This window comes from Curvibacter sp. PAE-UM, assembly GCF_001432305.1.
Classification (GTDB): Bacteria; Pseudomonadota; Gammaproteobacteria; order Burkholderiales; family Burkholderiaceae_C; genus Hylemonella.
Genome location: NZ_KQ483358.1, coordinates 1,006,709 through 1,030,531 on the forward strand (window position 1 = coordinate 1,006,709; position 23,823 = coordinate 1,030,531).

Annotated in this window: 24 protein-coding genes; 8 read left to right on the plus strand and 16 right to left on the minus strand. The window is 68.1% G+C overall.

All coding sequences use genetic code 11. The features are described from left to right. Positions 1–15: 15 nt before the first annotated feature. A complete protein-coding gene (locus tag AO057_RS04895) occupies positions 16–2,172 on the minus strand; it encodes a protein-disulfide reductase DsbD family protein (RefSeq protein ID WP_082605411.1) in 2,157 nt (718 codons plus the stop codon). A gap of 526 nt (positions 2,173–2,698) precedes the next feature. Between AO057_RS04895 and AO057_RS04900 the strand changes: the two genes are divergently transcribed. The 6 genes from AO057_RS04900 to cynS all read left to right on the plus strand — a co-directional run bounded on the left by AO057_RS04900 (position 2,699) and on the right by cynS (position 9,069). Beyond that, positions 2,699–3,925: an SAM-dependent methyltransferase gene (locus tag AO057_RS04900; RefSeq protein ID WP_082605626.1), complete on the plus strand. Its 1,227-nt coding sequence runs from the start codon at positions 2,699–2,701 to the stop codon at positions 3,923–3,925. A 38-nt stretch (positions 3,926–3,963) separates the two neighbouring features. Next, positions 3,964–4,788 (plus strand): creatininase family protein, encoded by an 825-nt coding sequence (locus AO057_RS04905; RefSeq protein WP_057674579.1) that lies wholly within the window; start codon positions 3,964–3,966, stop codon positions 4,786–4,788. Further along, complete coding sequence (locus AO057_RS04910) at positions 4,785–7,367, plus strand: sensor domain-containing phosphodiesterase (RefSeq protein ID WP_057674580.1); 2,583 nt, start codon at positions 4,785–4,787, stop codon at positions 7,365–7,367. The genes AO057_RS04905 and AO057_RS04910 overlap by 4 nt, the downstream gene beginning before the upstream one ends. Positions 7,368–7,445: 78 nt before the next feature. Beyond that, a complete protein-coding gene (locus AO057_RS04915) occupies positions 7,446–7,826 on the plus strand; it encodes a PilZ domain-containing protein (RefSeq protein ID WP_057674581.1) in 381 nt (126 codons plus the stop codon). A gap of 9 nt (positions 7,827–7,835) precedes the next feature. Continuing rightward, positions 7,836–8,408, plus strand: coding sequence for a histidine phosphatase family protein (locus AO057_RS04920; protein ID WP_057674582.1), 573 nt, complete (start codon positions 7,836–7,838; stop codon positions 8,406–8,408). Positions 8,409–8,625: 217 nt separating this feature from the next. Next, the gene (gene cynS, locus AO057_RS04925; protein ID WP_057674583.1) at positions 8,626–9,069 is read left to right on the plus strand and encodes a cyanase; all 444 of its coding nucleotides are present in this window, start codon (positions 8,626–8,628) and stop codon (positions 9,067–9,069) included. 62 nt (positions 9,070–9,131) lie between these two features. Here the strand turns inward: cynS and AO057_RS04930 are convergent, their stop codons facing one another. Further along, on the minus strand, positions 9,132–9,350 hold the full coding sequence (locus AO057_RS04930; protein ID WP_057674584.1) for a SlyX family protein: 219 nt from the start codon (positions 9,348–9,350) through the stop codon (positions 9,132–9,134). 351 nt (positions 9,351–9,701) lie between these two features. Between AO057_RS04930 and AO057_RS04935 the strand changes: the two genes are divergently transcribed. Further along, positions 9,702–10,142 carry a PilZ domain-containing protein gene (locus AO057_RS04935; protein ID WP_057674585.1) on the plus strand — a complete coding sequence of 147 codons (441 nt, stop codon included), beginning with the start codon at positions 9,702–9,704 and terminating at the stop codon, positions 10,140–10,142. Between the two features lie 16 nt (positions 10,143–10,158). Here AO057_RS04935 and AO057_RS04940 read toward each other — a convergent pair whose 3' ends face one another. Then, positions 10,159–11,115, minus strand: a complete 957-nt coding sequence (locus AO057_RS04940; RefSeq protein WP_057674586.1) for a LysR substrate-binding domain-containing protein — start codon at positions 11,113–11,115, stop codon at positions 10,159–10,161. A gap of 123 nt (positions 11,116–11,238) precedes the next feature. Here AO057_RS04940 and AO057_RS04945 point away from each other — a divergent pair, with 123 nt between their 5' ends. Continuing rightward, entirely contained in the window at positions 11,239–11,697 is a 459-nt protein-coding gene (locus tag AO057_RS04945) for a DUF2917 domain-containing protein (protein WP_057674587.1), read from the plus strand. Positions 11,698–11,717: 20 nt separating this feature from the next. Here the strand turns inward: AO057_RS04945 and AO057_RS04950 are convergent, their stop codons facing one another. From AO057_RS04950 to flgG, 13 genes are all read right to left on the minus strand, one after another. Then, on the minus strand, positions 11,718–12,185 hold the full coding sequence (locus AO057_RS04950) for a DUF3237 domain-containing protein (RefSeq protein WP_057674588.1): 468 nt from the start codon (positions 12,183–12,185) through the stop codon (positions 11,718–11,720). A gap of 45 nt (positions 12,186–12,230) precedes the next feature. Next, positions 12,231–12,899 carry a histidine phosphatase family protein gene (locus tag AO057_RS04955; protein ID WP_057674589.1) on the minus strand — a complete coding sequence of 223 codons (669 nt, stop codon included), beginning with the start codon at positions 12,897–12,899 and terminating at the stop codon, positions 12,231–12,233. A 62-nt stretch (positions 12,900–12,961) separates the two neighbouring features. Then, positions 12,962–13,630: a VOC family protein gene (locus AO057_RS04960; RefSeq protein ID WP_057674590.1), complete on the minus strand. Its 669-nt coding sequence runs from the start codon at positions 13,628–13,630 to the stop codon at positions 12,962–12,964. Beyond that, a complete protein-coding gene (locus AO057_RS04965) occupies positions 13,627–14,553 on the minus strand; it encodes a PhzF family phenazine biosynthesis protein (protein ID WP_057674591.1) in 927 nt (308 codons plus the stop codon). The genes AO057_RS04960 and AO057_RS04965 overlap by 4 nt, the downstream gene beginning before the upstream one ends. Continuing rightward, entirely contained in the window at positions 14,550–15,746 is a 1,197-nt protein-coding gene (locus tag AO057_RS04970; protein WP_057674592.1) for an aminotransferase-like domain-containing protein, read from the minus strand. Before AO057_RS04970 ends, AO057_RS04965 begins: the two co-directional genes overlap by 4 nt. Further along, positions 15,743–15,883: a hypothetical protein gene (locus tag AO057_RS17700; protein WP_156404471.1), complete on the minus strand. Its 141-nt coding sequence runs from the start codon at positions 15,881–15,883 to the stop codon at positions 15,743–15,745. Before AO057_RS17700 ends, AO057_RS04970 begins: the two co-directional genes overlap by 4 nt. 59 nt (positions 15,884–15,942) lie before the next feature. Next, positions 15,943–17,091 carry an HDOD domain-containing protein gene (locus AO057_RS04975; protein ID WP_057674593.1) on the minus strand — a complete coding sequence of 383 codons (1,149 nt, stop codon included), beginning with the start codon at positions 17,089–17,091 and terminating at the stop codon, positions 15,943–15,945. Positions 17,092–17,129: 38 nt separating this feature from the next. Beyond that, positions 17,130–18,344 (minus strand): flagellar hook-associated protein FlgL, encoded by a 1,215-nt coding sequence (gene flgL, locus AO057_RS04980; RefSeq protein WP_057674594.1) that lies wholly within the window; start codon positions 18,342–18,344, stop codon positions 17,130–17,132. A 22-nt stretch (positions 18,345–18,366) separates the two neighbouring features. Then, a complete protein-coding gene (gene flgK, locus AO057_RS04985) occupies positions 18,367–20,289 on the minus strand; it encodes a flagellar hook-associated protein FlgK (RefSeq protein WP_057674595.1) in 1,923 nt (640 codons plus the stop codon). Beyond that, on the minus strand, positions 20,286–21,152 hold the full coding sequence (gene flgJ, locus AO057_RS04990) for a flagellar assembly peptidoglycan hydrolase FlgJ (RefSeq protein ID WP_057674596.1): 867 nt from the start codon (positions 21,150–21,152) through the stop codon (positions 20,286–20,288). Before flgJ ends, flgK begins: the two co-directional genes overlap by 4 nt. 1 nt (position 21,153) lies before the next feature. Continuing rightward, positions 21,154–22,293 (minus strand): flagellar basal body P-ring protein FlgI, encoded by a 1,140-nt coding sequence (locus tag AO057_RS04995; protein ID WP_057674597.1) that lies wholly within the window; start codon positions 22,291–22,293, stop codon positions 21,154–21,156. Between the two features lie 62 nt (positions 22,294–22,355). Further along, positions 22,356–23,033 carry a flagellar basal body L-ring protein FlgH gene (locus tag AO057_RS05000; RefSeq protein ID WP_057674598.1) on the minus strand — a complete coding sequence of 226 codons (678 nt, stop codon included), beginning with the start codon at positions 23,031–23,033 and terminating at the stop codon, positions 22,356–22,358. Then, on the minus strand, positions 23,033–23,815 hold the full coding sequence (gene flgG, locus AO057_RS05005) for a flagellar basal-body rod protein FlgG (protein WP_057674599.1): 783 nt from the start codon (positions 23,813–23,815) through the stop codon (positions 23,033–23,035). Before flgG ends, AO057_RS05000 begins: the two co-directional genes overlap by 1 nt. Positions 23,816–23,823 lie beyond the last annotated feature (8 nt).

The window sequence follows — 23,823 nt, forward strand, 5'->3', positions numbered from 1 at the left end:
GTGATCTCCGGTGGTTCAGAGGGAAGCCAGTGCCTGGCGCACTTCGCCCACGCTCAGCACTTCGGACAGCACCTGGGGCGCACGGCCGGGGCGGTAGAAGACGTAGACCGGCACGCCGTTGCGACCCAGCTGGGCCAGGGCGGCGGTGATGGCCGGGTCGCGCCGGGTCCAGTCGGCGCGCAGCATCACGACGTTCTTGGCATCGAAGTCGGCCAGCACTTGCGCGTCGGCCAGCGTGGTCTGCTTGTTGTACTGGCAGGTCACGCACCAGGCAGCGGTGTAGTCCACGAAGACGGTCTGGCCACCGGCCAGCAGGGTCTGCACCCGCTCGGGACTCCAGGCCGACCAGCGTTCGCCGCCGGCCTGGCTGGCCGTGGCGGTCTCGATCTTGAACATGTAGGGGCCCAGGGCCCAGGCCGCCCAGGCGCCGGCGGCGACCAGCAGCGCGGCGATCACCGTGCGCAGGCGGCCCTGCAGCGTCAGCGCCCAGATCACGGCGCTGAGCGCGATCAGCAGGGTCAGCAGGGCGGCCGCGCCGTCCACGCCGCTCTGGTGGCCCATGACCCAGACCAGCCAGACCACGGTGACGAGCATGGGGAAGGCCAGCAGTTTGCGCAGCGCGTCCATCCATGCCCCCGGCTTGGGCAGCAGGCGCGCGAAAGCCGGCACGAAGCTGACGGCCAGGTAGGGCAGGGCCAGGCCCAGGCCCAGTGCGGCGAAGATCAGCAGGGCCTGGGCGGGCGGCAGCGTGACGGCCAGGCCGAGCGAGGCGCCCATGAAGGGCGCGGTGCAGGGCGAGGCCACGGCCACCGCCAGCACGCCGGTGAGGAAGGCGTCGATCACCGGATGGCGCGCCTGGAAGGCCGCCAGCGAGGAGGGCGCGAACTGGCCGAACTCGAACACGCCGACCAGGTTGAGCGCAATGACGGTGAACAGTGCGGCCAGCGCGGCCACCACCCACGGGTCCTGCAGCTGGAAGCCCCAACCCAGGCTTTCGCCGGCGGCGCGCAGGCCCAGCAGCAGCAGGCCCAGCAGGACGAAGCTGACGATGACCCCGGCGGTATAGGCCAGGCCGCTGATGCGGTGGCTGCGGTGGTCGTCGGCGTGGCGCGTGAAGCTCAGCACCTTGATGGCCAGCACCGGGAACACGCAGGGCATGAGGTTGAGGATGAGGCCGCCGATCAGCGCGCCCAGCAGGGCGGCGTAGAAGCCCAACGGCGCGGCCGCAGCGGCGGGAGCCTGCGCGGCATTGGCGGCCAGCGCCGCCTGCAGCGCCGGCGAGATGGCGGCTGGCGCGGCGCTGGCCGGCCAGCTGCCGCTGACCGGCAGCTCGATGCGCCAGCCCTGGCCACCCTGGGTCAGCACCACGGGCAGCAGGGTGGGGCTGGCACTGCGCTGCGCCATGAGCGGCAGTTCGGCCGTCCAGACCGCGCCCGACCAGCTTTGCTTCCAGGGGGCCGATGGGTTGATGACTTCGACGGTTTCGGGGAAGGCGTCCAGCGGCTTGCCCTGCAGGCTGGCGGGCAGGCCGGCAACGGCCAGCTTGAGGGTCTGGCCCTCGATCTGGATGCGGCTGGCCTTGCCGGCGTCCAGTGCCCGGGGCTGGGCCTGGCGCGCGGCCTCGAAGGTGGCGCCGTGCAGGGCGGTGGAGCCCTTGAGCGGAATGCGCAGGGTGTACTCGCCTTCCTCGGGGATGCACTCGGTCTTGCAGATCAGCCAGCTGGCGCGCAGCTTGACGGTGAGCTCGTCACCCAGCAGGGGCGGCTTGAAGTCGGGGCTGATGGTCAGCGGCACGGCCAGCAGCAGCGTGTCCTCAAAACCGTAGTTGACCAGCGGGCCGACCGAGATCTTCTTCGGGATGGGCCAGGCGATCTCGCCGGCCTGTACGCCCGGCGGCAGCGTCCACTCCAGCACGGTGGGCAGGCCGGAGTCGCCGGCGTTTTTCCAGTAGGTGTGCCAGTGTTTCTTGTGCTCGATCCGCAGGCCCACCCAGACCGGTTGGCCTGGGGACACGCCTTCGGGCGCATGGGCCAGCAGCTCGGTGCGGGCCTGCTCGGTGGTGACGACGGCCTTCTGGGCGCTCAACTGTGCGCTGGCGTACGGAGCGAAGAGCGCGGCGGCTGTAAAAAGCGGAGCCAGCAACAGGGAGCGCAGATGACGGAGAAGAGTCATGGGTACCACGGTGGGGGAAACAGATGGGAGTGCGCCAGACCGGTGCAAGTTCCCCGCAGACGCCAACCGCAGGGCGGGCAACGCAGGCGACCCACGAATATAAGGCAGAGCTGGGGGCCCTCTGCAGAACTCGCGTCGCGCGCGGCGTGGATTTTGCGGGATGAGCCGCAAGGCGCAAAACCCAAGGCAAGCCTGGACGGCTTGCCTGGTTTTGTAACGCGGCGGATCGCCCGCAAAACCACGCCCCCAAAGGGGTTCGGCCAAAAACGGGCCCTTTGCCCACCAAACCCCTTGCGTGTGCTGCAGCACACGCTGCGTGGTCTTGGCGGTCAAATCATCCCGTTTTTAACTCGAACGCGCATGACGGGAGTTCTGCAGAGGGCCCCAAAGACCTTGAATTCCCTATGGGCCTCATAGACACTATCAAATTCCACGCCCCGGTCCCTGGTCCGAATAATGCGCGGAGATGACTGCAGGCCGTCATCCTGGCCTGTCCATGAAAAGCTCGATCCAAGGGAGATTCATGATGACGTCCAGCATGGAAGCGGTGTTGAGCCCCTGGGTGGCTCAACTCAAGTCCAAATCCAACCTGCCCCTGCTCGTGCAATGGGGCGAGAACCCGGCGCCTGGCTCGGGCCTGCGCCTGGGCGATTTCAGCACCCCCAAGGTCGTGATCCGGGTGCGCAAGGCCGGCGCCGTGCCCCTGCTGCTCTCGCCCACGCTGGACAGCCTGGGCGAGGCCTATGTCGAGGGCCTGATCGACGTGGACGGCAGCGTGGACGACATCCTGGAGATGGCGCACCGCCTGGCTGAAGCCGGCAGCCGGACCGAGAGCCGTCTCACGCGCATCGCCCGCCACTTCCAGCATACCCAGCAGGGCGACAGTGCAGCCATCCAGTACCACTACGACGTCTCCAACGAGTTCTACCAAGCCTGGCTGGATCCGGGGCTGGTCTACTCCTGCGCCTACTTCGAGAACGGCGACGAGACCCTCGAAGAAGCGCAGATCAGGAAGATCGACCACATCCTCACCAAGGTGCAGCTGCAGCCCAACCAGCGCCTGCTGGACATCGGCTGCGGCTGGGGCGCGCTGGTCATGCGTGCTGCGCAGAAGTTCGGTGCGCGCTGCACCGGCGTCACGCTGTCGCAGCGCCAGTTCGAGCTGGCCACCGAGCGGGTACGCGCCGCCGGCCTGCAGGACCGCATCGAGATCCGCCTGCAGGACTACCGCGACGTGCAGGGCACCTTCGACCGCATCACCAGCGTGGGCATGTTCGAGCACGTGGGGCTCAAGCATCTGGAAGGCTACTTCGCCTGCATCAACGGCCTGCTGACTGATGAGGGCTGGGTGCTCAACCACGGCATCACGTCCACCGATGTCAACGATGGCGAGACCGCCTACGGCGGCGGCCGTTTCATCGACCGCTACGTCTTCCCGCAGGGCGAGCTGCCGCACATTTCCACCCTGCTCAAGACCATGCAGGCCGGCGGCCTGGAGGCGCTGGACGTGGAAAGCCTGCGCCGCCACTACGCGCGCACCACCGGGCTGTGGAGCCAGGCCTTCGAGGCCGGTGGCGAGAGGCTGCGCGACATGGTGGGCGAGCGCCGCTGGCGCATCTGGCGTGTCTACCTGGCGGGCTGCCAGTGGGCCTTCGAGAACGACGAAATCTCGCTCTACCAGGTGCTGTGCCGCAAGTCGGGCCGCCCCGCCCGCGGCCTGCCCTGGTCGCGGCGCTGGATGTACCAGCGTTGACTGGCAGGACTTGGTCAGCGTTGCCCTAAGATAGACGGATGGGCACACCTACCCGCGCCACCCCCTCTCCTTACTGGGCCGACCTCAGCACGCGTGACTTCGCGTTGCTCGACACCGCGCGTGCCATTGCCGTGCTGCCGGTGGCCGCCACGGAGCAGCATGGCCCGCACCTGCCGCTGAGCGTGGACTCGGATCTGGCCGACGGCGTGGTGGCCGCGGCCCTGCCGCATATCGCCGCGGACCTGCCCGTGCTCTTCCTGCCCACGCAGGCCGTGGGCCTGAGCCCCGAGCACCAGGCCTTCCCCGGTACGCTCACGCTGTCCTCGCACACGGTCATCAGCCTGTGGACCGAGCTGGGCGAATCGGTGGCGCGCGCCGGCGTGAAGAAGCTGGTGCTGCTCAATGCGCACGGTGGCCAGGTGGGGGTGATGGACATCGTGGCGCGTGACCTGCGCGCCCGGCTGGGTTTGCTGGTCTACAGCGTCAACTGGTTCAACCTGCCGCTGGGCGCGCAGGTCGAAGGCCAGTTCAGCGCCGAGGAGCATCGCTTCGGCATCCATGCCGGCCAGATCGAAACCGCCATGATGCTGGCGCTCAAGCCCGAGCGCGTGCAGATGGCGCAGGCGCAGAACTTTGCCTCTGCTTCGCAGCAGCGCGCACCGACATTCCCCATCCTGGGCAATGGCAAGAGCGCCAGGCTGGGCTGGCAGATGCAGGACTACAACCCGGCGGGTGCCGTGGGCAACGCGGCCGCGGCCACGGCCGAACAGGGCCGCACCGTGCTTGATGCCGCCGGTCGCGCGCTGGCCGCCTTGCTGGCCGAGATCGATCGCTTGCCGCCAGATACGCTGGCGATGCGATGAATCCGGCCAGCCCTGCTCCCGGCGCCAATCTCACGGCAGAGCAGCGGCGGCTGCAGTCGCTGCACAGTTATGCGGTACTGGACTCGCCGCCCGAGGCGGGTTTCGACGAGCTCACGCAACTGGCCTCCGAATGGCTGGGCACGCCGATCGCGCTGGTCAGCCTGATCGACGAAGAGCGCCAGTGGTTCAAGTCACGCGTGGGGCTGGATGTCGACCAGACACCCCGCAGCCAGGCTTTTTGCAGCGTGGCGATCGAGCGGCCGACCGAGCTGATGGTGGTGCCTGATGCGCAGCTGGACCCCCGATTCCGGGACAACCCGCTGGTCACGGGTGAACCCCGCATCCGTTTTTATGCCGGCGCACCGCTGCTCATGCCCGACGGCCAGGCCCTGGGCACGCTGTGCGTGATCGACCGGCAAGCCCGTGACTTCAGCGAGGCGCAACGCCAGACCCTGGTGCGGCTGGCCCGGCAGGTGGTGGCCCAGCTCGAATTGCGCAAGCAGCAGACCAAACTGCAACTGGCCGTGGACCGCTACCAGAAGCTGTTCGACCACACCCTGGACGGGGTGCTGCAGACCCGTCCCGGCGGTGACATCCTGTCGGCCAATCCGGCAGCCTGTGCCATGCTGGGCATGAGCGTGGAGGAGATGCGGCTGCGTGGGCGTGACAACGTGCTTGACCTGAACGATCCGCGCCTGCACACCTTGCTGGAAACCCGCCAGCGCGAAGGCCAGGCGCGGGGCGAACTGCGCATGCGCCGTGCCGATGGCGCCTTGTTCGAAGTGGAGATCACCTCGGCGCTCTACCAGGGCCTGGACGGGCAGTGGCTCAGCAGCATCGTGTTTCGCGACATCACCGAGCGCCAGCTCTGGGCGGCGCGGCTGCAGGCCCAGGTGGACCTGCTGCACAAGCTGTCCCGGCATGCGCCGGGTGTGCTGTGCCAGTTCCGCATGACATCCGACGGGCAGTTCAGCATGCCTTTCGCGAGCGAAGGCGTGCAGACCATCTACGAAGTCTCGCCCGAGGAGGCGCGCGCCGATGCCACGCGGCTGAGCGAGCGCATGCATCCCGACGACCTGCCGATGCTGAGCGAAACCTTCATGGCCTCTGCCCGGACCCTGCAGCCCTGGCATTGCGAATTCCGCATGCTCCTGCCCGAGCAGGGGCTGCGCTGGCGCCAGGGCGACGCCCAGCCCGAAAGGCTGGAAGACGGCAGCATCGTCTGGTACGGCTTCATCACCGACATCACCGAGCGCAAGGAGGCCGAGGCGCACACCTTCCGCCTGGCCTATTTCGATGCCCTCACCGGCCTGCCCAACCGCAGCCTGCTGCGCGACCGCATCGAACAGGCGCTGGCGCTGGCGCGGCGCAACCACCAGTACGGGGCCGTGATGTTCGTCGATCTGGACAACTTCAAGCAGATCAACGACGCGCGTGGCCATTCGGTGGGTGATGACCTGCTGACCGAGGTGGCCAAGCGCCTGCAGGCCCTGCTGCGCGCCGAGGACACGGTGGCGCGCATCGGTGGCGACGAATTCGTGCTGCTCATCAATGAGCTGGGCCATGATGTGGAAGCCAGTGCCCGCGGGGCGATGGCCGTGGCCGAGAAAGTCCGCGCCGCGCTGGACCGGCCGTACCTGATCGACAACTTCAGCTACACCAGCACGGGCAGCCTCGGCATCAGCCTGTTCCCCAAGGCCGGCCAGCAGATCGACGACCTGCTGCGCGAGGCCGACACCGCCATGTACCGCGCCAAGTCCGCCGGGCGCAACCGCATCGCCTTCTTCGAGCTGTCCATGCAGCACGAAGTGGAGGAGCGGCTGGCCCTGGAGCAGGAGCTCAAGGAAGCGCTGGCCACCGGGCAGTTGCGCCTGCACGTGCAGTCCCAGGTCGATGCCCAGGGCCGGGAGGTCGCCGGCGAGCTGCTGGTGCGCTGGTTGCACCCCGTGCGCGGCCTGGTCCCCCCGATGCGTTTCATCCCGCTGGCCGAGGAAACCGGCCTGATCCTGCCGCTGGGGGAATGGGTGATCGAGCAGGCCTGTCACACGCTGGCGCGCATGCGCCGCCAGGGGCTGTCGCAGTCGCTGTCGGTCAACGTCAGTTCGCGCCAGTTCCGCAGCGAGGATTTCGTGCCCCGCGTGCAGGCCATCCTGCAGAGTACCGGCGCGCCGGCGCAGCAGCTGGTCTTCGAGGTGACGGAGAGCCTGTTCATCCAGGACTGGGACAACTCCCTGCGCCGCATCATCGAGCTCGTGAAGATGGGCATCCGTTTCTCGATCGACGACTTCGGCACCGGTTATTCCAGCCTGAGCTACCTGCAGCGCCTGCCGCTGTTCGAGCTCAAGATCGACCGCAGCTTCGTGCAGGACACGCCGCACGACGTCAACGACACGGCCATCGTCCAGTCCATCCTCTCGATGGCGCAGCACCTGGGACTGGAGGTCGTGGCCGAGGGCGTGGAGAACCGTGCCCAGGCCGACTTTCTGCTGGCCAGCCACTGCAACCGGCTGCAGGGTTATCTGTTCTCCCAGCCGCAGCCGCTGGAAGACTGGCTGGCGCACATGGGATTGCGTGACTGAAGGCACCTAGGGCCGGTTTGACAGTCCCGGCCGCGCTGCGGATACTCTCTGAATCCGTTCCAGGAACAGGAGCCGCTTTTGAACACTTCCAACGATCGCCGTCAGTTCCTGCGCTCCGTTTTCCACGCGCCGGTGCGCCTGCGCCTGGGCGAACGCGAAAGCCAGGCGTTTCTGCATGATGTGTCGCTCAAGGGCGCGCTGGTCGAAGTCTCGGCCAGCTGGGGCGGGCGCGTGGGCGATGCCTGCCTGCTGCGCCTGGAACTGGCCAGCGATGCGGCCATCACCATGGAGACCACGGTTGCCCATGTCGAGGGCATCCATGTCGGCCTGCACTGCGAGCGCCTCGATCTGGACAGCATGACGCACCTGCGCCAGCTGGTCGAACACAATGCCGATGACCCGGCCCTGCTTGAGCGCGACCTTGCCACCCTGGTGACCCAGGGCCGCGCCGAAGTCTGAGATTGCGACGTGCAGCGACGTTCCCTGCTGGCCTGGCCGGCCTTGCTGCTGGGGTCTCCCGCACGGGCCGCCACACCGGGTGAGCTGCTGACCTCGGGTCGGCACGTGCTGCTGATGCGCCATGCCGATGCCCCGGGCTACGGCGATCCGCCGGGTTTCCGCCGGGGCGATTGCGCCACCCAACGCAACCTGGGCGCGGCCGGTCGCGAGCAGGCCCGTGCCGCCGGTCGCTGGCTGCGCAGCCAGGGCGTGGTGCGCGCGCAGGTGTTTTCCAGTCCCTGGTGCCGCTGCCTTGAGACCGCGCGCCTGCTGGGCCTGGGCGCCGTGAGTGTGGAGGAGAGCCTGGGCTCCATCTTCGGACGCGCGGAGCTGACGGCGCAGCACACCGAGGCCTTGCAGGCCTTCGTGGCGCGCCTGCTGGCCGGCCCGCTGGACCGCGCGCCCATCCTGGTCACGCACCAGGGTGTCATCACGGCCTATGCCGGCGGCGGGGTGGCCAGCAGCGAGATGGTGCTGGTGCGGGTGGATCGCCTGGGCCGGCCGCAGGACTCGGTGCGTTACGCACCGCCGCCGCTGTCCTGATCCGTCGCTGACACGGGCCTGCGTGCGGCGCCGCGCACCAGACGCGTGCATGACCTGCATCCAGCGCACCCCGGCCTGGCGCGCCGGCCTGTTCACACCCTGGCCTGACTATTGCGTAAGTCTCGGCATCCCATCTACCAGGTGCTGCCATGACCCCCTACGTCGATTCCAACAAACCCGATCGCTCCCTGATGCACAAGCCAGCGAAGGAGTTCACATGAACCGTAACGACGTCACCGAGAAGATCATCACGGTCAAAGTGGCCAAGGGCCTCAAATGGGAAGACGTGGCCAGGAAGGTCGGCCTGAGCAAGGAATGGGTCACGGCCGGCTGCCTGGGCCAGATGACCTTCGACGCCAAGCAGGCCAAGGTCCTCGGCAAGATCTTCGGCCTCAACGACGAAGAGCAGAAGTGGCTGCAGGTTGTGCCCTACAAGGGCTCGCTGGACACGGCCGTGCCGACCGATCCGCTGATCTACCGCTGGTACGAGATCGTCAGCGTCTACGGCACCACCATCAAGGAGCTGATCCACGAGGAGTTCGGCGACGGCATCATGAGCGCGATCGACTTCAGCATGGACATCCAGCGCCAGGCCGACCCCAAGGGCGACCGCGTCAACGTGGTGCTCTCGGGCAAGTTCCTGCCCTACAAGACTTACTGAGCACCCCGAACTTGTGAAGAAATCGTGGCGAGCGGGGCGCGCAGTAGATTTATTCGCAAGCTTCAGTAGTGCGGCGGCAGTTCGTCGCGTGCATTGCGCAGCACGGGCGCGCCGCCTTCGGGCAGCTGCTGGCGCAGGCTCATGACTTCGCGCAGCAACAGGTCGATCTGCTGTTGCTGGCGGTAGATCGTGGCGTTGAGCTGCTCCAGCAGGTCTTCGGCGTAGCTGGCCTTGATCTCCAGCTCGGTCAGGCGGGCGTCGGCATCGTGCATCGGGTTCATGGCCGTATTGGACCCGAAAAGCAGGCGTGTCGCCGAGGGTGCGTGTGGCGCTTCAAGGTGCGGGCCGACCCGATGCAAATTCCTGAAGCGAAAACCTCGTTCATAGGTCATCACAGGGCTTAACGCAAGAGCCCTTTTCCCAAGTGTTGCGCTCGGAAGACGTCACACTTCAAGCGATTTCTCAAGTCTCGGCCCTAAGCGCATGGGCTGCCGTGAAGCGCGCGTAACTGTCTGGTTTTTCTATGTTTTCCGCTGGAGTTTCGTGCTGTTTTGACGTGCGCGGCCCGGACAATAGGCGCAGCAAAGCGACAGCGCGACAACACCACTACAACACAGCAAGGGCGACACACCATGTTTGATGCCTGGAAAAAATTCGCGACACGCCCCGAACCGGTCGAGGTGCTGGACGCTGTGCCGGTGCTGAACCGTTCGACGGCCTACCGCCGTTTCCTGCGTTCGGTGTACCAGGCGCCGGCGCGGCTCAACCTCGCGGGCTACATGCGCGAGGTCCAGGTGCTTGATGTCTCCCTCAAGGGTGCGCTGGTCGACATGGGCGCGGCCCTGCCCTGTCCGGTGGGGGTGCGCGGCCGGCTGCGCCTGCTGCTGTCACCCACCGTCTTCATCGCCATGGACGTGGCGGTGACACGCGTGCAGGGCAGCCAGCTGGGCCTGCAGTGCCTGCACATCGACCTCGACAGCGTCACGCACCTGCGCCAGCTGATCGAGCGCAACTCCCAGGACCCGGCCCTGCTGGCACGCGAGCTCTCGGTGCTGGTGGGCGCCACGGCCTGAGTTTTAGCGCGCAGCCTCAGCGGTCCTTGCTGATGGCTTGGCGCGTTTGCGCCGCCTGTCCCGTGAGCCACTCGCAGAAGGCCTGCACCTCGGGTCGCGCATGGCTGTGCGGTGCCGCAATCAGCCAGTAGGCCATGGGCGAGTCCAGGCGCATGCCGGGCAGCACTTCGATCAGGTCGCCTGAACGCAGGCTGTCGGCCACCAGCGGCATGCGCGTGAGCGCCACGCCCTGGCCGGCCAGCGCGGCCTGCGCGATCTGGTACGCGTAACCGAAGTAGAGCCAGCGCTTGGGTTCGAGCTTGCGCAGGCGGTAGACGTCCAGCCAGTGCCGCCAGGTCAGCCAGGTCATGGGCTGGCTGTGCTGCGCTTCGTTGGCCTCGATCAGGGTGAAATGCGCCAGGTCCTCGGCGCGCTGCAGGGGCCGGTTCTTGAGCAGCCAGGGGCTGACCACGGGGGTGAGCTGTTCGTCGAACAGGTGCACCGCGTGCGCCGGCACACTGGAGGCCTGCGTGTAGCGCAGCACCAGGTCGACGTCGGCGGTGTCCAGGTCGACCAGCGCATCCGAGGCGTCGATGCGGATGTCGATGTCGGGGTGCTGGCTCTGGAAGGCCTCCAGCCGCGGGATCAGCCACATGGACGCGAAAGAGGCCCAGGTGCTGATGGCCACGCTCTTGCGCCCGGCACTGCGACGGACCTGGCGCACCGCGCTGTCCAGCCGCTCCAGCGAGGGCAGCACGGCCTGCAGCAGCTGCGCCCCGGCGGCCGTGAGCTCCACCGCACGCGTGTGGCGCAGGAACAGGCTCACGCCCACCTCGCCCTCCAGCGCCTGGATCTGCCGTGTCACCGCGCTCTGGGTCAGCGCCAGTTCTTCGGAGGCGGCGCGGAAGTTCAGGTGCCGCGCCACGGCCTCGAAGGCGCGCAGCTGGCCGACCCCGATGGGGCGGGTGCGGGGCGAGAAATCGGTGGGCGACATGGTGATACCGGTGGGGGCTTGATTGATGCGCTTTGAGAATCAATAGCCTAACCGGATTTCATTAGACGGGCCAGCAGATTTTGCTGATGATGCAATGCCGAACACTCTCAAAAGGAGTCAGTCATGGCATCCCTCGGCGATCACGAATTGCAACAATCATTTGACGCGATCGGCGTCGCGCGCTGCTGGAATCTGGCGGCCGGGCAGGTGCTGAGCCTGCGTCCGCGCGGCGCCGGTACCTTGCGCATACGGGAGGGTCGGGCCTGGGTCACGCTGGATGAGCGGCCCACCGGACATGGCCCGGACGCGGGTGACTATTTCCTGCTGGTCGGGGATCAGCTGGCGGTGGCGCCCGGGCGGCATCTGGTGCTCGAGTCGCTGGATCAGGATCTGCTGAGCTTCGAATGGCTGCCGCTTGCCCAGACCGCTGCGCGGCAGCGCGAGCCGCTGTGGCACACACTGGGGGATCTGCATGCGGCGGTGCGGCTGGCCGGTAGTGCACTGCTGCGTCTTGTGCGCAGGCTGGCCGCCTATCCCGAAGTCCTGCTGCTGGCGGGTTACCGCGGACTGCGGCGCCGGTGATCGAGTTCGAGACGCGCAGTTCAGGCCACGGTGTAGAACTGCATCTCCACGCGGTCCGGGCGGCGTACGCCGGTGCCGACAAAGAGCCGTTCGCTGATCCAGCCCAAGGCGGGTGACGCGGTTTCGAAACTCGGGCTGCAGCGGAAGTAGATCAACTGCGGGTCAACGGCCTCGCCGCGGATGAGTCGGCGCATCACCTCAGGCTCGGCCACGCGCACGGCCCGGTTCTGCACGAAGATCAGGTCGCCCGCATCGGTTTCCATCACATATCGTGCATCGAGCTCCGCCAGGCGCGGATTGACGATGAGCTGGAAATCGGCGCCGCCCGGTAGCACGCGCGCGCTCCAGCCCTGGCCTCGGGCTTCGCCGCCCAGGATGGGGATGAGGCGGCGCATGCCGTGCACGGTCTGGCCAACTTCCAGAGGGCGGTCCACCGTGACAGACAACTCGGCGAAAAATTCCAGCGAGGGGGGGGTGAGGTGCTGCATGCCGCCAGTTTAGGACACAGCGGCGCACACCGGGACTGCCTGCCTTCAGGCGTAGGTGATCCAGTCCGCCAGGTCCGGGCGGTCCAGGTGCGGCAGGGTGTTGTAGCTCAGCAGGCTGTGGCGCTTCGGCGTGTAGGTGAACTCGCTCACCGCACTGTTGCGGATGCGCATATTGAGTTCGATGGTCGTCTCGGGCGTGGTGCCCAGCACGTGGCCCACGGCGGTGGCGATGGGGCCGCCGCTGGAGACGATCAACACATTGCCATCAAAGTTCTTGCGCACATGGTCCAGCGCGCCGGTCACGCCGGCCAGGAAGTCGGTGTAGCTGGGCATGCCGCGCGGGCTGACCACCCCGTTCATCCACTGGCGCAGGCCGTCGCGTAGCAGACGGAAGTGATGGCGGTAAAGCTCTGGCGTGTCCGGTTTCTGCAGGGGATGCGGGTGGATGGTCGCGATCACGGCCTCGCTGTCGTATTCGTTCAGGCCGGCCAGCGCCTGCACCGCGTTGGCATAACCTGCACCCTGCGCGATGCCGGCCCAGGTCTGCGCATGGCGGCGCAGGGTGCCGGTGAGCACGGCGTCGAAGGTGATGCCGCGTTCGCGCCAGTACTGGCCCAGGCGCTCGCTCTGCTTGCTGCCGAGTTCGCTGAGCTGGTCATAGTCGGCCGCGCCGAAAGAGGCCTGGCCGTGGCGCACGAGGTAGAGAGTTCCCATGCAGGTGATTGTCGCAAGTCCGGCGCCTGGCGCTTGTCGCCGTGGCGACGAGCGCTATGAATTCAGGAGCAAATCTCGATCAGGCCTTTCGGCGTCTGCAACCTTGCCCGCAGGTGTGCCGGGCCGGGCTGCACAGGCAAGGCCGGCAGGTCGAGCGCGCGACAGGCCGTCGCCAGTGTGTCAGCCTGCGGGTGTTGCAATGCAAAGGACACCAGGGTGATACCGCTGGCCGGCATGGCCGCGGCCGGGTGTACCGCGCCCCACTGGATCAGCGTGGGCAGGGCGCCGTCGTACAGGCGTTGGCCATCGGCGCGCACCGTGATCTGCCACTGCAGCAGGCCTTGCGGCGTCGGACGCGATGCGGCGATGACCTCACCGCGGTCCAGGCCCTGCGCTTGCAGCGCGGCCACGGCGGCACGGGCATCGGGAACACGCGCCGCCCAGTGCGCGAGTTGGGGGCCGTCGCGCCGCACGTGTTCCTGCAGGGCGTGGTCGTCCATGTCGAACCAGCGCCGGCGTGCCGGGCTTGGCGCCGCAGGATCGATGGCGATGATCTCGAAATAGGCCAGCGGGTAGGTGGCGCTCGCGATGCTGAAGAGCCGGTTGTGGGTGCCCATCAGCGCGTGCTGGCCGCCCGGGCCTGGCGTCACGCCCAGCGTGGCCTCGCACCAGGCCACGCCTTCGTCCAGCGAGGCGGCGATCACCACCAGGTGGTCGAGCTGCGCGCTCAAAGCAGAACTTGCCCCGTGATGCAGGTCTGCACCTGCCCGCCCACCCAGACCTGGCCCTGCGCATCACGCTCCAGCAGCACACGCCCGGCGCGGCCCAGGCAGGTGCCCTGCGCGGCCAGATAACGTGCCGGCAGCCGACCCTCGGCCATCAGCCACTGGGCCAGGCTGGCATTGAGGCTGCCGGTGACCGGGTCTTCGGTGATGCCCACCGGTGCGGCGAAGGCGCGCACTTCCAGGTCGGGCTCGGCCAGCAGGGGTGCATCGGCCGCGTGTTCGGCGAAGGCGCGGGTCTCGCGGCTGCTGCGTGCGATCAGCTGCACCGCGCCGCTGTCCTGCAGGAGCGCGGCCACGCCCACCTTCTGATTCAGTTCGCGCAGGCGCTGGTGGTCGGGCTCCAGCGCGAGCACCGTGTCCACGCTGTCCAGCAAGAGGCCCAGCCAGGAAGGGCCGTTGTTCAGCAGCTGTGCAGCAAGGATGTGTTGCGTGGTGATGCCCAGGGCCTGCGCCACCTGGGCCAGCAGCGCGGGTGTCGGCGTGCTGCGTGTCAGCGGCGGGGCCGCAAAGGCCAGGTGCTGGCCAGCGCGGCGGATGCTGACCAGGCCCACCGAGCATTCCTGCACGATGAGGTCGGGGTTCTTCGGCACGCTGCCGGCTTCCAGCCAGGCATGGCAGCTGCCCAGCGTGGGGTGGCCGGCGAAGGGCAATTCGCCGCCGGGTGTGTAGATGCGCACGCGGTAGTCGGCGCCGGCTTGCGTGGGCGGCAGCAGGAAGGTGGTTTCCGAGAGATTGGTCCAGCGCGCGAAGCGCTGCATTTCGTCCTCGCTCAGGCCGCTGCCGTCCAGCACCACGGCCAGCGGGTTGCCCCAGTAGGGCGTGGCGGTGAAAACGTCGACTTGCTTGTAGGGACGTTGCAGGTGGCTCATGTCGTGTGCTCCTGGATGACCATGGCGAGTGCGGCCACGCCGCGTTCGATCTCTTCTTCGCTGGCCGTGACAAATGACAGGCGCAGGGTGCGTGCATCGGGCGCCCCGGCGTAGAAGGCCGCGCCCGGCACATAGGCCACGCCGCGCGCCACCGCTTTTGGCAGCAGGGCCGTGGCGTCCAGGCCCGCGGGCAGGCGGGCCCAGAGGAACATGCCGCCCACGGGCCGGTTCCATGTGACACCGGCGGGCATGTGCCGGGCCAGCGCCGCCAGCATCGCGTCGCGCTGAGCCTTGTAGAGCGCACGGATGCGCGGCACGTGGCGATCGAGAAAACCGTCTTTCATGACCTCGGCCACCACGCGCTGGTTGAAACCCGGGCTGTGCAGGTCGGCCGCCTGTTTGGCCTGCAGCAGCTTGGGGAACACCTCCTTGGGCGCCACCAGATAACCCAGGCGCAGGCTGGGTGCCAGCACCTTGGAGAAGGAGCCGAGGTAGATGCAACCCTGCGGGTTACGCGCCGTCAGCGGCGCGGGCGGCGGCTGGTCGAACCAGAGCTCGCCATAGGGGTTGTCTTCGAGCAGGGGCAGGGCCAGCTCGGTGGCCGTGCTGCTCAGCGCCGCGCGCCGCGCCTCGCTCATCATGCGGCCGCTGGGGTTCTGGAAGTTGGGCAGCACGTACATGAAACGCGCCGGTGTGCCGGCCGCCTGCGCCTGGCGCAGCGCGGCGATGTCCACCCCCTCGTCGTCACTGGCCACGCTGTGCACCTGCGGCTCCATGGGTGCGAAGGCCTGCAGGGCGCCGAGGTAGGTGGGTGTTTCCACCAGGATGCGGCTGCCGGCGTCGATCAGCACCTTGGCTGCGAGGTCCAGGCCCTGTTGCGAACCGGTGGTGATGAGCACCTGCGCCGGGTCCACCTTCCAGGGCAGCCCGGCCGCCACCATCTCGCGCAGCGGGCCGTAGCCTTCGCTGGCCGCGTACTGCAGCGCGGCCTGGGCGTCGTCGCGCAGCACGCGCGCGCAGGCTTGCTCGAATTCTGCGACCGGAAAGGTCTTGGGCGAGGGCAGTCCACCGGCAAAGCTGATGATGCCGGGTTGCTCGGTGAGCTTGAGCAGTTCACGCAGCACCGAGGGGTTCATCAGCGCGGCGCGCGAGGACAGCACCCACGGCGAGTTGGAGGGGGTGCTCGGCTTCATGGTGTGCTTCCTTGTGTTTCAGAGAGACGGGTGAGGGCCCTGCCCACAGGCATTTTGCGCCCGGCAAAGACGACGGCGATCACGGCCAGGCTGAAGCCCAGCGTGAGGACGTCCAGTGGTTCGCCCAGCAGGATCATGGCGACGAGCGTGGGGAGGCGGGGCGTGCATCGCACCGACTTTAACGCGCTGCGCCGGCTCAGTTCGACAGGGTGGCCAGTGCGTGCAGCAGGGCACGGTTCACGTCTTCGGGCGTATAGCCGTAGCTTTCGCAGAGCAGGCGCGTGGCCCGGGTATCGGCCAGTTCGAGCGAGCGAGCCAGTTGCAGGGCCGGGTGGTAGGGGCCGCTGTGTTCCAGCAGGGCCTGCAGGATGCGCTGCGACAGGGGCAGGCGTTGCAGTACCGCGGCCAGGGGTTCGCCCAGCAGGCGGTCGAGCTGCGAGAACAGGCCGCAGAGCTGGACCTCGCGGCGCAAATCCTCTTCGTCACCGGCGTCGAGCAGGTGTTCGAGCACGCGCGCACGCGCGACCATGCCCAGGCGTACGGGTTGCAGGTCCGGCTCGTTGGTCGCCTGCGGTAGCTGGCCCAGCAGCCAGGCCTGCACGTGCTTGAGGCCCCAGACCTGCAGGCCGCGCTGCAGGGTGTCGATCTGACCGCGCAGCTGCGCCGCCGCGGTGTTGACGTGCTGCAGGAAGCGGTAGGCCAGCAGCGGGTCGGCGCTGAGCAGGGTTTCGATGCGGTCCAGGTCCGCGTCGTCGTCGATCGCGCGCACCACGCGGCTGATCGCCGTGCGGTCGGGTTGCCGGGCCTGGGCGCTCAGGCTGTGCAGCACATCCTCGACGGGCCAGCCGGCAACGGCCCAGGCGGCGTGCTGGTCGAGTGCGGTGTCGGTCTGCGCGCGGTGGCCGCTGCCCAGCACGATCTGACCCGGGGACAGGGCCGCCTGCGCCTCGTCCGTGAGGTACACACCGGGGCGCTTGGCAGGCGGCGTGGTGTCGGCGGGCGGGCGGCCCGGCCAGACCAGGGGCAGGCCGCGCGCCTGGGCCTGCAGCGCGCGCGGGCGCAGCACGGCATCGCTTTGCACCTCGGGCGGCAGCACCAGCCAGGGGCCATCGGCGCGACCGTGCGCCAGCAGGTCGAGCAGCAGCAGGGGGTGGCCCACACGCAGCAGCAGCTGGGGCGCACGCATCGGCCAGAGTTCGGCCAGCGTGGACAGCAGGTGGCGGGCATCGATGCCACCGGTCTCGGGCAGGGGCTCGGCGTGCAGCTCGACCGCTGCGATCTCGCGCCGGTGGTTCCAGAGGAAGCGGTAGCCCAGGGTGAGCTGGTCCAGGACGGAGGCGCTCATGCCGTGCAGTGCAGGAGGTGCAAGAGGGTGCGGGCGGCTCAGCCCAGGTAGTTGAACAGCGAGAGGCGCTGGATCTGGGCGTAGGTCTTGAGCGCCGCGTCGTAGCCGGTCTGCTGGTTCTGGAATTCGGAGATGCCCTTGATCATGTCCATGTCCTCGGCGCGCGAGCGGTCGGCGGCGAGCTGGATGCTCTTTTCCTCCTGCGTGCCTTCGATGATGTCGGCGCGCTTGAGCAGTTCGCCGGCCTGGCTGCGGGCCGATTGCACGCGTTCCATGCCGCTGTCGATCTGGGACAGCGCCAGCGAGAGGTCCTGCGCCAGCTGGTGGCCGTTGCCGGCGCCGCTGATGGCGGTGATGGCCTGGTCCAGCAGGGCGAAGAGGTCGTCGCGTGTGCTGGGGGTGACGTTGACGGTGTCGCCGTTGGCTGGCACGCCGCGTGCGACAAAGGTCAGGCCGTCGAAGGCGATGTCCTGGCCGTCGGTGTAGGGCTGGGCCGTGAGGACCGGTGTGGTCGTGATGGGCAGCACCACCGTGGTCATGGAAACGTCATAGGTGGTCACCGGTGGCACGGTGGCGCTGACGTTGAAGGTGACGGTGTAGTTGTTGCCGGTGAGCAGCGAGGGGTCGGCGATCTGGCCGACGTCGGTCCACAGCTCGCCGGTGTTGGTCCCGCCCAGGGCCATGTTGAACACGCCGTTGCCGGTGGGTACGCTCATCCACACGGCCTGGCCGTCCATGGTGCCGGGGATGGAGACGGCGGTGCTGGCGCGCGAGCCCGGGATGCCGTTGTAGACCACGCCCGCGGGCACATCGACGAAGGGTTGCGAGGCGCTGCCCAGGCCGCTGAACAGCGGGATGCCGTTGGTGTCCTTCTTGTTGGCGTAGGTGAAGAGCTGGTCGCGCAGGCCCGCCATTTCCTCGGCAATGCTGCGGCGGTCCGACGGGTTGTAGGCCGCGTCGCCGGCGCTCACCATGAGCTGGCGGATGGTCTGCAGCAGTTCGATGCTGTTGCCCAGCGTGCCTTCGGCCATGGCCACCGAGTTGCGCTGCAGGTTCAGGGCCCGCACCTCCACGTCCACACGCGTGGAGCGCGTCAGGGCGCGTTCGGCCTGGGCCGCGCCGGTGGGGTCGTCGCTGGGGCGCACCACCTTCTTGCCGGCCGAGAGTTTCTCCTGCAGGTCGGCCAGGCCGGCCTGCCGGTTGGTGATGTTGGCCAGGGTGTTGTCGTAGGTATTGGCGGTGGCGAGTCTCATGGCTCAGTCCTTGCGGTACGCATCAGCGCGAGAAAGAGGCCAGCAGGGTGTCGAAGATGTTCTGCGCGATCTGCATCATCTTGCCGGCGGCCTGGTAGGCCTGCTGGTACTGGATCATGCGGGCCGCCTCTTCGTCCAGGTTGACGCCGGCCACGCTGGTGCGGTCCTTCTCGATGTTGGTCGCGATGTTGCCCGACACGATGGAGGCCTGCTCGGCCCCCTGCACCTTGGTGCCGATCTCGGCGATCAGGCTGGCGTAGCCGTCGGTCAGCGGGCCGCCGTCGAACAGGGCCAGGTCGCGCAGGTCCAGCATGGCCTTGGCGTTGTTGCCGTCGAGCAGCGGGTAGGGGTTGGCGTCCACGGTGTAGGTGTCGCCGATCTGCGGAATGCCCTTGAGCGTGAGCGACCAGCCCGTCAGCGGCGCCACGGCGGGGGTGGTGTATTCGATGGGCTGCCCCGGCACGTAGTTGTGCACGGTGGCGCCGGTGTCGGAGCGCGTGTAGGTGCCCGGGCCGGTGAAGGTTAGGGTGACGGCCGGCGGAATCGGTACCGTGCGCACCGCCAGGCCCTGCAAGGCCAGCGCGCCGGTATTGGTGGTGCCGGCGCTGGCCGCGATGGGGCTGGCCATGGCCAGTTCCTTGGGCGAGGAAAAGGCGGTGTTGATGCTGCGCGAGGCGGTGGCGAAGGGCGTGATCACGAAGCGGTCGCCGGCCGCTGCTGCAGGTCCGCTGCGCAGGATCTCGAAGCCGTCGAGCAGCACCGGGTTGGTGGCACCGAAGTCGAAGGCGGTCTGCACGCCGTCGGACAGGCGGGTGATGGTGCCGGTGGTGGCCGTGGCGAAGGAGAACTCGTAGTTGCTGGCCAGGAAGGAGGTCGTGCCCGAGGGGTTGGCCTGGATGCTGACGCCCAGCGTGGCGCCGCCCGTGTTGGCTGAGGACGCGTAGCCGTTGGGGAGGGTCGACAGGTTGAACAGCGGATTGCCGGCGTTGCCGTTGAGGTCCAGGCCCAGGGCCTGTTGCTCGTTCATCTTGGTGCCGATGGCCAGGGCCATGCGGCCCAGCAGGTTGGAGGCGTCGACCAGGTCCTTGTTCTGGAAGCGCAGCAGGCCGGCGACTTCGCCGCCGCCCAGCATGGACTCTTCGAGGATGCGGGACACGCCGCCCACCGTGATGGCCAGCTTGACCTTGGCCGGATCGCCGAACTCGTCCTCGACCACGGACACCGGCGAGACCGTCTTGCCCAGCACCAGCGGCTGGCTGCCGGCCAGGAAGATGCTCAGGCTGCCGTCGTCGGCCTTGATGTTGGTGGTCTGGACATATTTGTTGAGGTCGCGGATCAGCTGGTCGCGCTGGTCCAGCAGGTCGTTGGGCGTGTGGCCGCTGCCCATCGCAATTGCGATCTGCTCGTTGGTCTTGGCGATCTGGCCGGCCAGGTTGTTGATGGCGGTGGCGTCGATCTTGAGCTGGCTGGTGGTGCCCATGCGCAGTTCGTTGATCGCTTCGGCGGTCGAGCGGAAGCGGTGCGCCATCTCGTCGGCCCGCGCCAGCGCCACCGCGCGCGCGGTCAGGTCGGTCGGCGCATTGGTGATGTCGGAGTAGGCGTTGAGCATGTCGCTGACCGACGCGCCCAGGCCGTTGGGGCCGCTCGGGAACAGGCTCTCGAGCTGCTGCATGTAGCTGTAGCGCGTGGCGTCGCTGGAGGCCACGGCCTGCGAGGTGGCGGCCTGGCGCGTGAGGAACTCGTCGTACAGGCGCCGCACCGTCAGGGTCTCGACGCCCTTGCCGTAATACCCGCTGCCGGTGAACTGGCCCGGGACGTTGGACAGCACCACGGCCTGGCGCGTGTAGCCGGGCGTGTTGACGTTGGCGATGTTGTTGCTGATCGTCTGCAGCGCGTTCTGGTTGGCGGTCAGCGCGGTCACGCCGATGTTGATGATGCCGCTCATGACAGGCTCCCGGCGTCAGAGGCACGCTGCAGCCGCAGCGTGGTGTTGATGGCACGGCTCAGCTTGGCCGCGTAGTCCGGGTCGGTGGCGTAACCGGCGTCCTGCAGGCCCTCGGCCCAGCCCTGCACCGAGCCGGTCTGCTGGCGCGCCTGCGCATAACGCGGGCTGTTCGAGATCAGCTGCGCGAAATCGCGGAAGGACTCGGCATGCGAGTCGTAGGCGCGAAAGCGTGCCACGGTCTTGTGCGGCACGCCGTCCGTGTATTCGGTGGTGGTGACCTCGGCCACCTTGCCCTTCCAGTCGCCACCGGCCTTGATGCCGAAGAGGTTAAACGAAGGGCTGCCGTCCTTCATGAGGATCTCGCGCTGGCCCCAGCCGCTTTCATGGCCGGCCTGGCCCAGCATATAGCTGGCGGGCAGGCCGCTGCTGCGCTGCACCTCTTGCGCGGCGGCGCCGTGCTGCTGCACGAAGCCGCGCGCGGCGGCGGGTGCCGGCACAGTTGTGGCGGCGGCAGCGGGCGCGGCCTGGGCGGCCTGGTCCTTCATGCCCATCTGCTGCATCAGCTGCTTGGCAATCACCTCAGCCAGGCCGCCGGGCTGGCCGGCCATCTGCACGGCGAACTGCTGGTCCAGCAGGTCGGCGCCCAGGTCGCCGCCGGGGCTGTCCATCATGCCGCTCTTCATGCTCGCGGTCGCGTCGCGCATGCTCTTGAGCAGCTCGCGCATGAACAGGGACTCGAACTGCTTGGCCGTTTCCTTGACAGCCGCCGGCGTGGCCTGGCCGGCCTGGTACTTCAGGCGGTTCAGGCTGGCGCCGTCGGCGGCCAGGGACTGGGTCAGGGGGTTCAGTGCGCCGGACTGCATCTCAGATCACTTCCAGTTCGGCGTTGAGCGCGCCGGCGGCCTTGATGGCCTGCAGGATGGCCAGCAGGTCCTGCGGCGTGGCGCCCAGGGCATTGAGCGCGCGCACCACGTCGGCCAGCTTGGGCGCCGTGGGCAGCTGGATCAGGATGCCGGGTTCCTGGCGGATCTCGATATTGGCCTTCTCGGCCACCACGGTCTGGCCGCTGGAGAGCGGACCGGGCTGGCTGATGATGGGCGTGGAGCTGATGCTGACCGAGAGGTTGCCGTGCGCGATGGCGCAGGGGCCCAGCGTCACGGCCTGGTTGAGCACGATGGAGCCGGTGCGTGAATTGATGACCACGCGCGCGGCCGGCACCGAGGATTCCAGGGGCAGCTCTTCCATCTCGGCGATGAAGCTGATGCGGTCGTTCGGTTCGGTCGGGGCGCGCACGTCCACCGTGCGGCCGTCCAGGGCGCGGGCCACGCCGTCGCCGAAGCGGGTGTTGATGGCCGCGGCCACACGGCGCGCGGTCTGGAAGTCGCTGGCCTCCAGGCCGAGCTTGATGCTATTGCCTTCGAGCAGGGGCGTGGGCACGGCGCGCTCGATCTGGGCACCGCCCGGGATGCGGCCGGCGCTCAGGTGGTTGATCTGCACGCGGCTGCCGCCGGCGGAGGCGCCCGCGCCCGCGACGATCAGGCTGCCCTGGGCCAGCGCATAGACCTGGCCGTCGGCGCCGCGCAGCGGCGTGGAGATGAGGGTGCCACCCTTGAGGGACTTGGCATTGCCCAGCGAGGAGACGGTCACGTCCATGTTCTGGCCGGGCCGCGCGAAGGCCGGCAGCTGCGCCGTGACCAGCACGGCCGCCACGTTCTTGAGTTGCAGGCGCGAAGCGAGGTCCGGCGAGAGGGCGATGCCCATCTGCTGCAGGTAGTTGCTCAGCGTCTGCGTGGTGTAGGGCATCTGCGTGGTCTGGTCGCCGGTGCCGTCCAGGCCGATCACCAGGCCGAAACCGGTCAGCTGGTTGCTGCGCACGCCTTCGATCGCGGCCACTTCCTTGATGCGGCCGGCCAGCGCGGGCTGGGCGACGAGCAGGCACAAGCCCAGCAGCGCGGCGCCGCGGCGCAGGGCGGTGGACAGGGAATGGAGGCGGCCGGTGTTCATGGTGCGGGGCTCAAGTTCTGGCAGGAAAGGTCGAAACAAGCGATAACTGATTCTGTAAGTGCTCAGAACGGCGAAATGTTGAAAAAGAACCGGGTTAACCAGCCAACTGTCTGCGCTTCGTGCTGCGGGCCGCGGCCCTTGGACTCGACGCGGACATTGGCGACCTGGTTCGAATTGATGATGCTGCCCGGCAGGATGGCGAGTGGATCGACGGTGCCGGTGAAACGCAGCACGTCCACGTTGTGGTTCAGGCCGATCTGCTTTTCCCCGGTGACGACCAGGTGCCCGTTGGGCAGCACTTCGGCCACGGTGGTCGTGATCGAACCCGAGAAGGTGTTGGCGGCTTCGGTGCCGCCCTTGCCCGAGAAGTCGGCCTCGCTGCCCGCGCCGATGCGGAAATTGTTCTCGGCGACGGTGCCCGGGAACTTCATGCCCGGCACGGCGGTGATGCTGCCTTCGATGCTGCTGGTGCGGTTGGCCGTGGAGCTGGACTTCTGGCTGGCCGTGACGTTCTCGACGATGCGCACGGTCAGCGTGTCGCCGACCTGGCGCGCGCGCCGGTCTTCGAAGCTGGGGCGGTAGCTGGCGTTCTGGAACAGGCTGCCGGTGGCCGGGCGCGCGGCCGGCTGCGCGGCCGCTTGCGCCAGGCGGGGTTCGGCGAAGTCGACCAGCGCCGGCTTCGGCGTGGAGGCGCAGCCCGCCAGCAGCGCGACGCCCAGGAGCAGGGTCAGGTGTTTCATCACAGTTGTCCCAGTTTCTGCAGCATCTGGTCCGAGGTCTGGATGGCCTTGGAATTCATCTCGTAGGCGCGCTGGGTCTGGATCATGCTCACCAGTTCCTGCACCACGTTGACGTTGGAGGTTTCGAGAAAGCCCTGCATCAGCTGCCCCAGGCCGTTGGCGCCTGGCGTGCCGGTGTTGGGCTGGCCGGAGGCGGCCGTCTCGGCATAGAGGTTCTGGCCGCGCGGCTCCAGGCCGGCCGGGTTGATGAAGCTGGCCAGCGCGATGGTGCCGATGGGCTGCGGCGACACGTTGCCCGGGATGGACGCCGTGACGTTGCCGTCGGCGGAGATGGACACATTGGTGGCGTTGGCCGGCACCGTGATGCCGTTGGCCACCGGCAGGCCGTTGCTGGTGACGAGCTGGCCCTGGGCGTTGATCTGGAAGGCGCCGTCGCGTGTGTAGTTGATGGTGCCGTCGGGCATGGTGATCTGGAAGAAGCCGTTGCCCTGCACGGCCAGGTCCAGGTTGTTGCCCGACTGCTGCAGGCTGCCCTGCGTGAAGCTGCGGGTGGTGGCCACGGTGCGCACCCCCAGGCCGACCTGCAGGCCGGTGGGCAGCTGCGATTGCTCGGAGGTGCTGGAGCCGACCTGGCGCAGGTTCTGGTACATCAGGTCCTCGAACACGGCGTGCGCGCGCTTGAAGCCGTTGGTCGAGGAGTTGGCCAGGTTGTTGGAGATGACGTCCAGCTGCATCTGCTGGGCTTCCATGCCGGTCTTGGCGATCCACAGGGAATTGAACATGGTGGTTT

Bases quoted from the DNA above. Each gene is read 5' to 3' on its own strand.
- AO057_RS04905 (WP_057674579.1), top strand. From the start codon at position 3,964: ATGGGCACACCTACCCGCGCCACCCCCTCTCCTTACTGGGCCGACCTC.
- AO057_RS04950 (WP_057674588.1), bottom strand. From the start codon at position 12,185: ATGCAGCACCTCACCCCCCCCTCGCTGGAATTTTTCGCCGAGTTGTCT.
- flgL (WP_057674594.1), bottom strand. From the start codon at position 18,344: ATGAGACTCGCCACCGCCAATACCTACGACAACACCCTGGCCAACATC.
- AO057_RS04965 (WP_057674591.1), bottom strand. From the start codon at position 14,553: ATGAGCCACCTGCAACGTCCCTACAAGCAAGTCGACGTTTTCACCGCC.
- AO057_RS04975 (WP_057674593.1), bottom strand. From the start codon at position 17,091: ATGAGCGCCTCCGTCCTGGACCAGCTCACCCTGGGCTACCGCTTCCTC.
- AO057_RS04900 (WP_082605626.1), top strand. From the start codon at position 2,699: ATGACGTCCAGCATGGAAGCGGTGTTGAGCCCCTGGGTGGCTCAACTC.
- AO057_RS04940 (WP_057674586.1), bottom strand. From the start codon at position 11,115: ATGTCGCCCACCGATTTCTCGCCCCGCACCCGCCCCATCGGGGTCGGC.
- flgG (WP_057674599.1), bottom strand. From the start codon at position 23,815: ATGTTCAATTCCCTGTGGATCGCCAAGACCGGCATGGAAGCCCAGCAG.
- AO057_RS04910 (WP_057674580.1), top strand. From the start codon at position 4,785: ATGAATCCGGCCAGCCCTGCTCCCGGCGCCAATCTCACGGCAGAGCAG.
- AO057_RS05000 (WP_057674598.1), bottom strand. From the start codon at position 23,033: ATGAAACACCTGACCCTGCTCCTGGGCGTCGCGCTGCTGGCGGGCTGC.
- AO057_RS04995 (WP_057674597.1), bottom strand. From the start codon at position 22,293: ATGAACACCGGCCGCCTCCATTCCCTGTCCACCGCCCTGCGCCGCGGC.
- AO057_RS04970 (WP_057674592.1), bottom strand. From the start codon at position 15,746: ATGAAGCCGAGCACCCCCTCCAACTCGCCGTGGGTGCTGTCCTCGCGC.
- cynS (WP_057674583.1), top strand. From the start codon at position 8,626: ATGAACCGTAACGACGTCACCGAGAAGATCATCACGGTCAAAGTGGCC.
- AO057_RS04955 (WP_057674589.1), bottom strand. From the start codon at position 12,899: ATGGGAACTCTCTACCTCGTGCGCCACGGCCAGGCCTCTTTCGGCGCG.
- flgK (WP_057674595.1), bottom strand. From the start codon at position 20,289: ATGAGCGGCATCATCAACATCGGCGTGACCGCGCTGACCGCCAACCAG.
- AO057_RS17700 (WP_156404471.1), bottom strand. From the start codon at position 15,883: ATGATCCTGCTGGGCGAACCACTGGACGTCCTCACGCTGGGCTTCAGC.
- AO057_RS04930 (WP_057674584.1), bottom strand. From the start codon at position 9,350: ATGAACCCGATGCACGATGCCGACGCCCGCCTGACCGAGCTGGAGATC.
- flgJ (WP_057674596.1), bottom strand. From the start codon at position 21,152: ATGCAGTCCGGCGCACTGAACCCCCTGACCCAGTCCCTGGCCGCCGAC.
- AO057_RS04945 (WP_057674587.1), top strand. From the start codon at position 11,239: ATGGCATCCCTCGGCGATCACGAATTGCAACAATCATTTGACGCGATC.
- AO057_RS04895 (WP_082605411.1), bottom strand. From the start codon at position 2,172: ATGACTCTTCTCCGTCATCTGCGCTCCCTGTTGCTGGCTCCGCTTTTT.
- AO057_RS04935 (WP_057674585.1), top strand. From the start codon at position 9,702: ATGTTTGATGCCTGGAAAAAATTCGCGACACGCCCCGAACCGGTCGAG.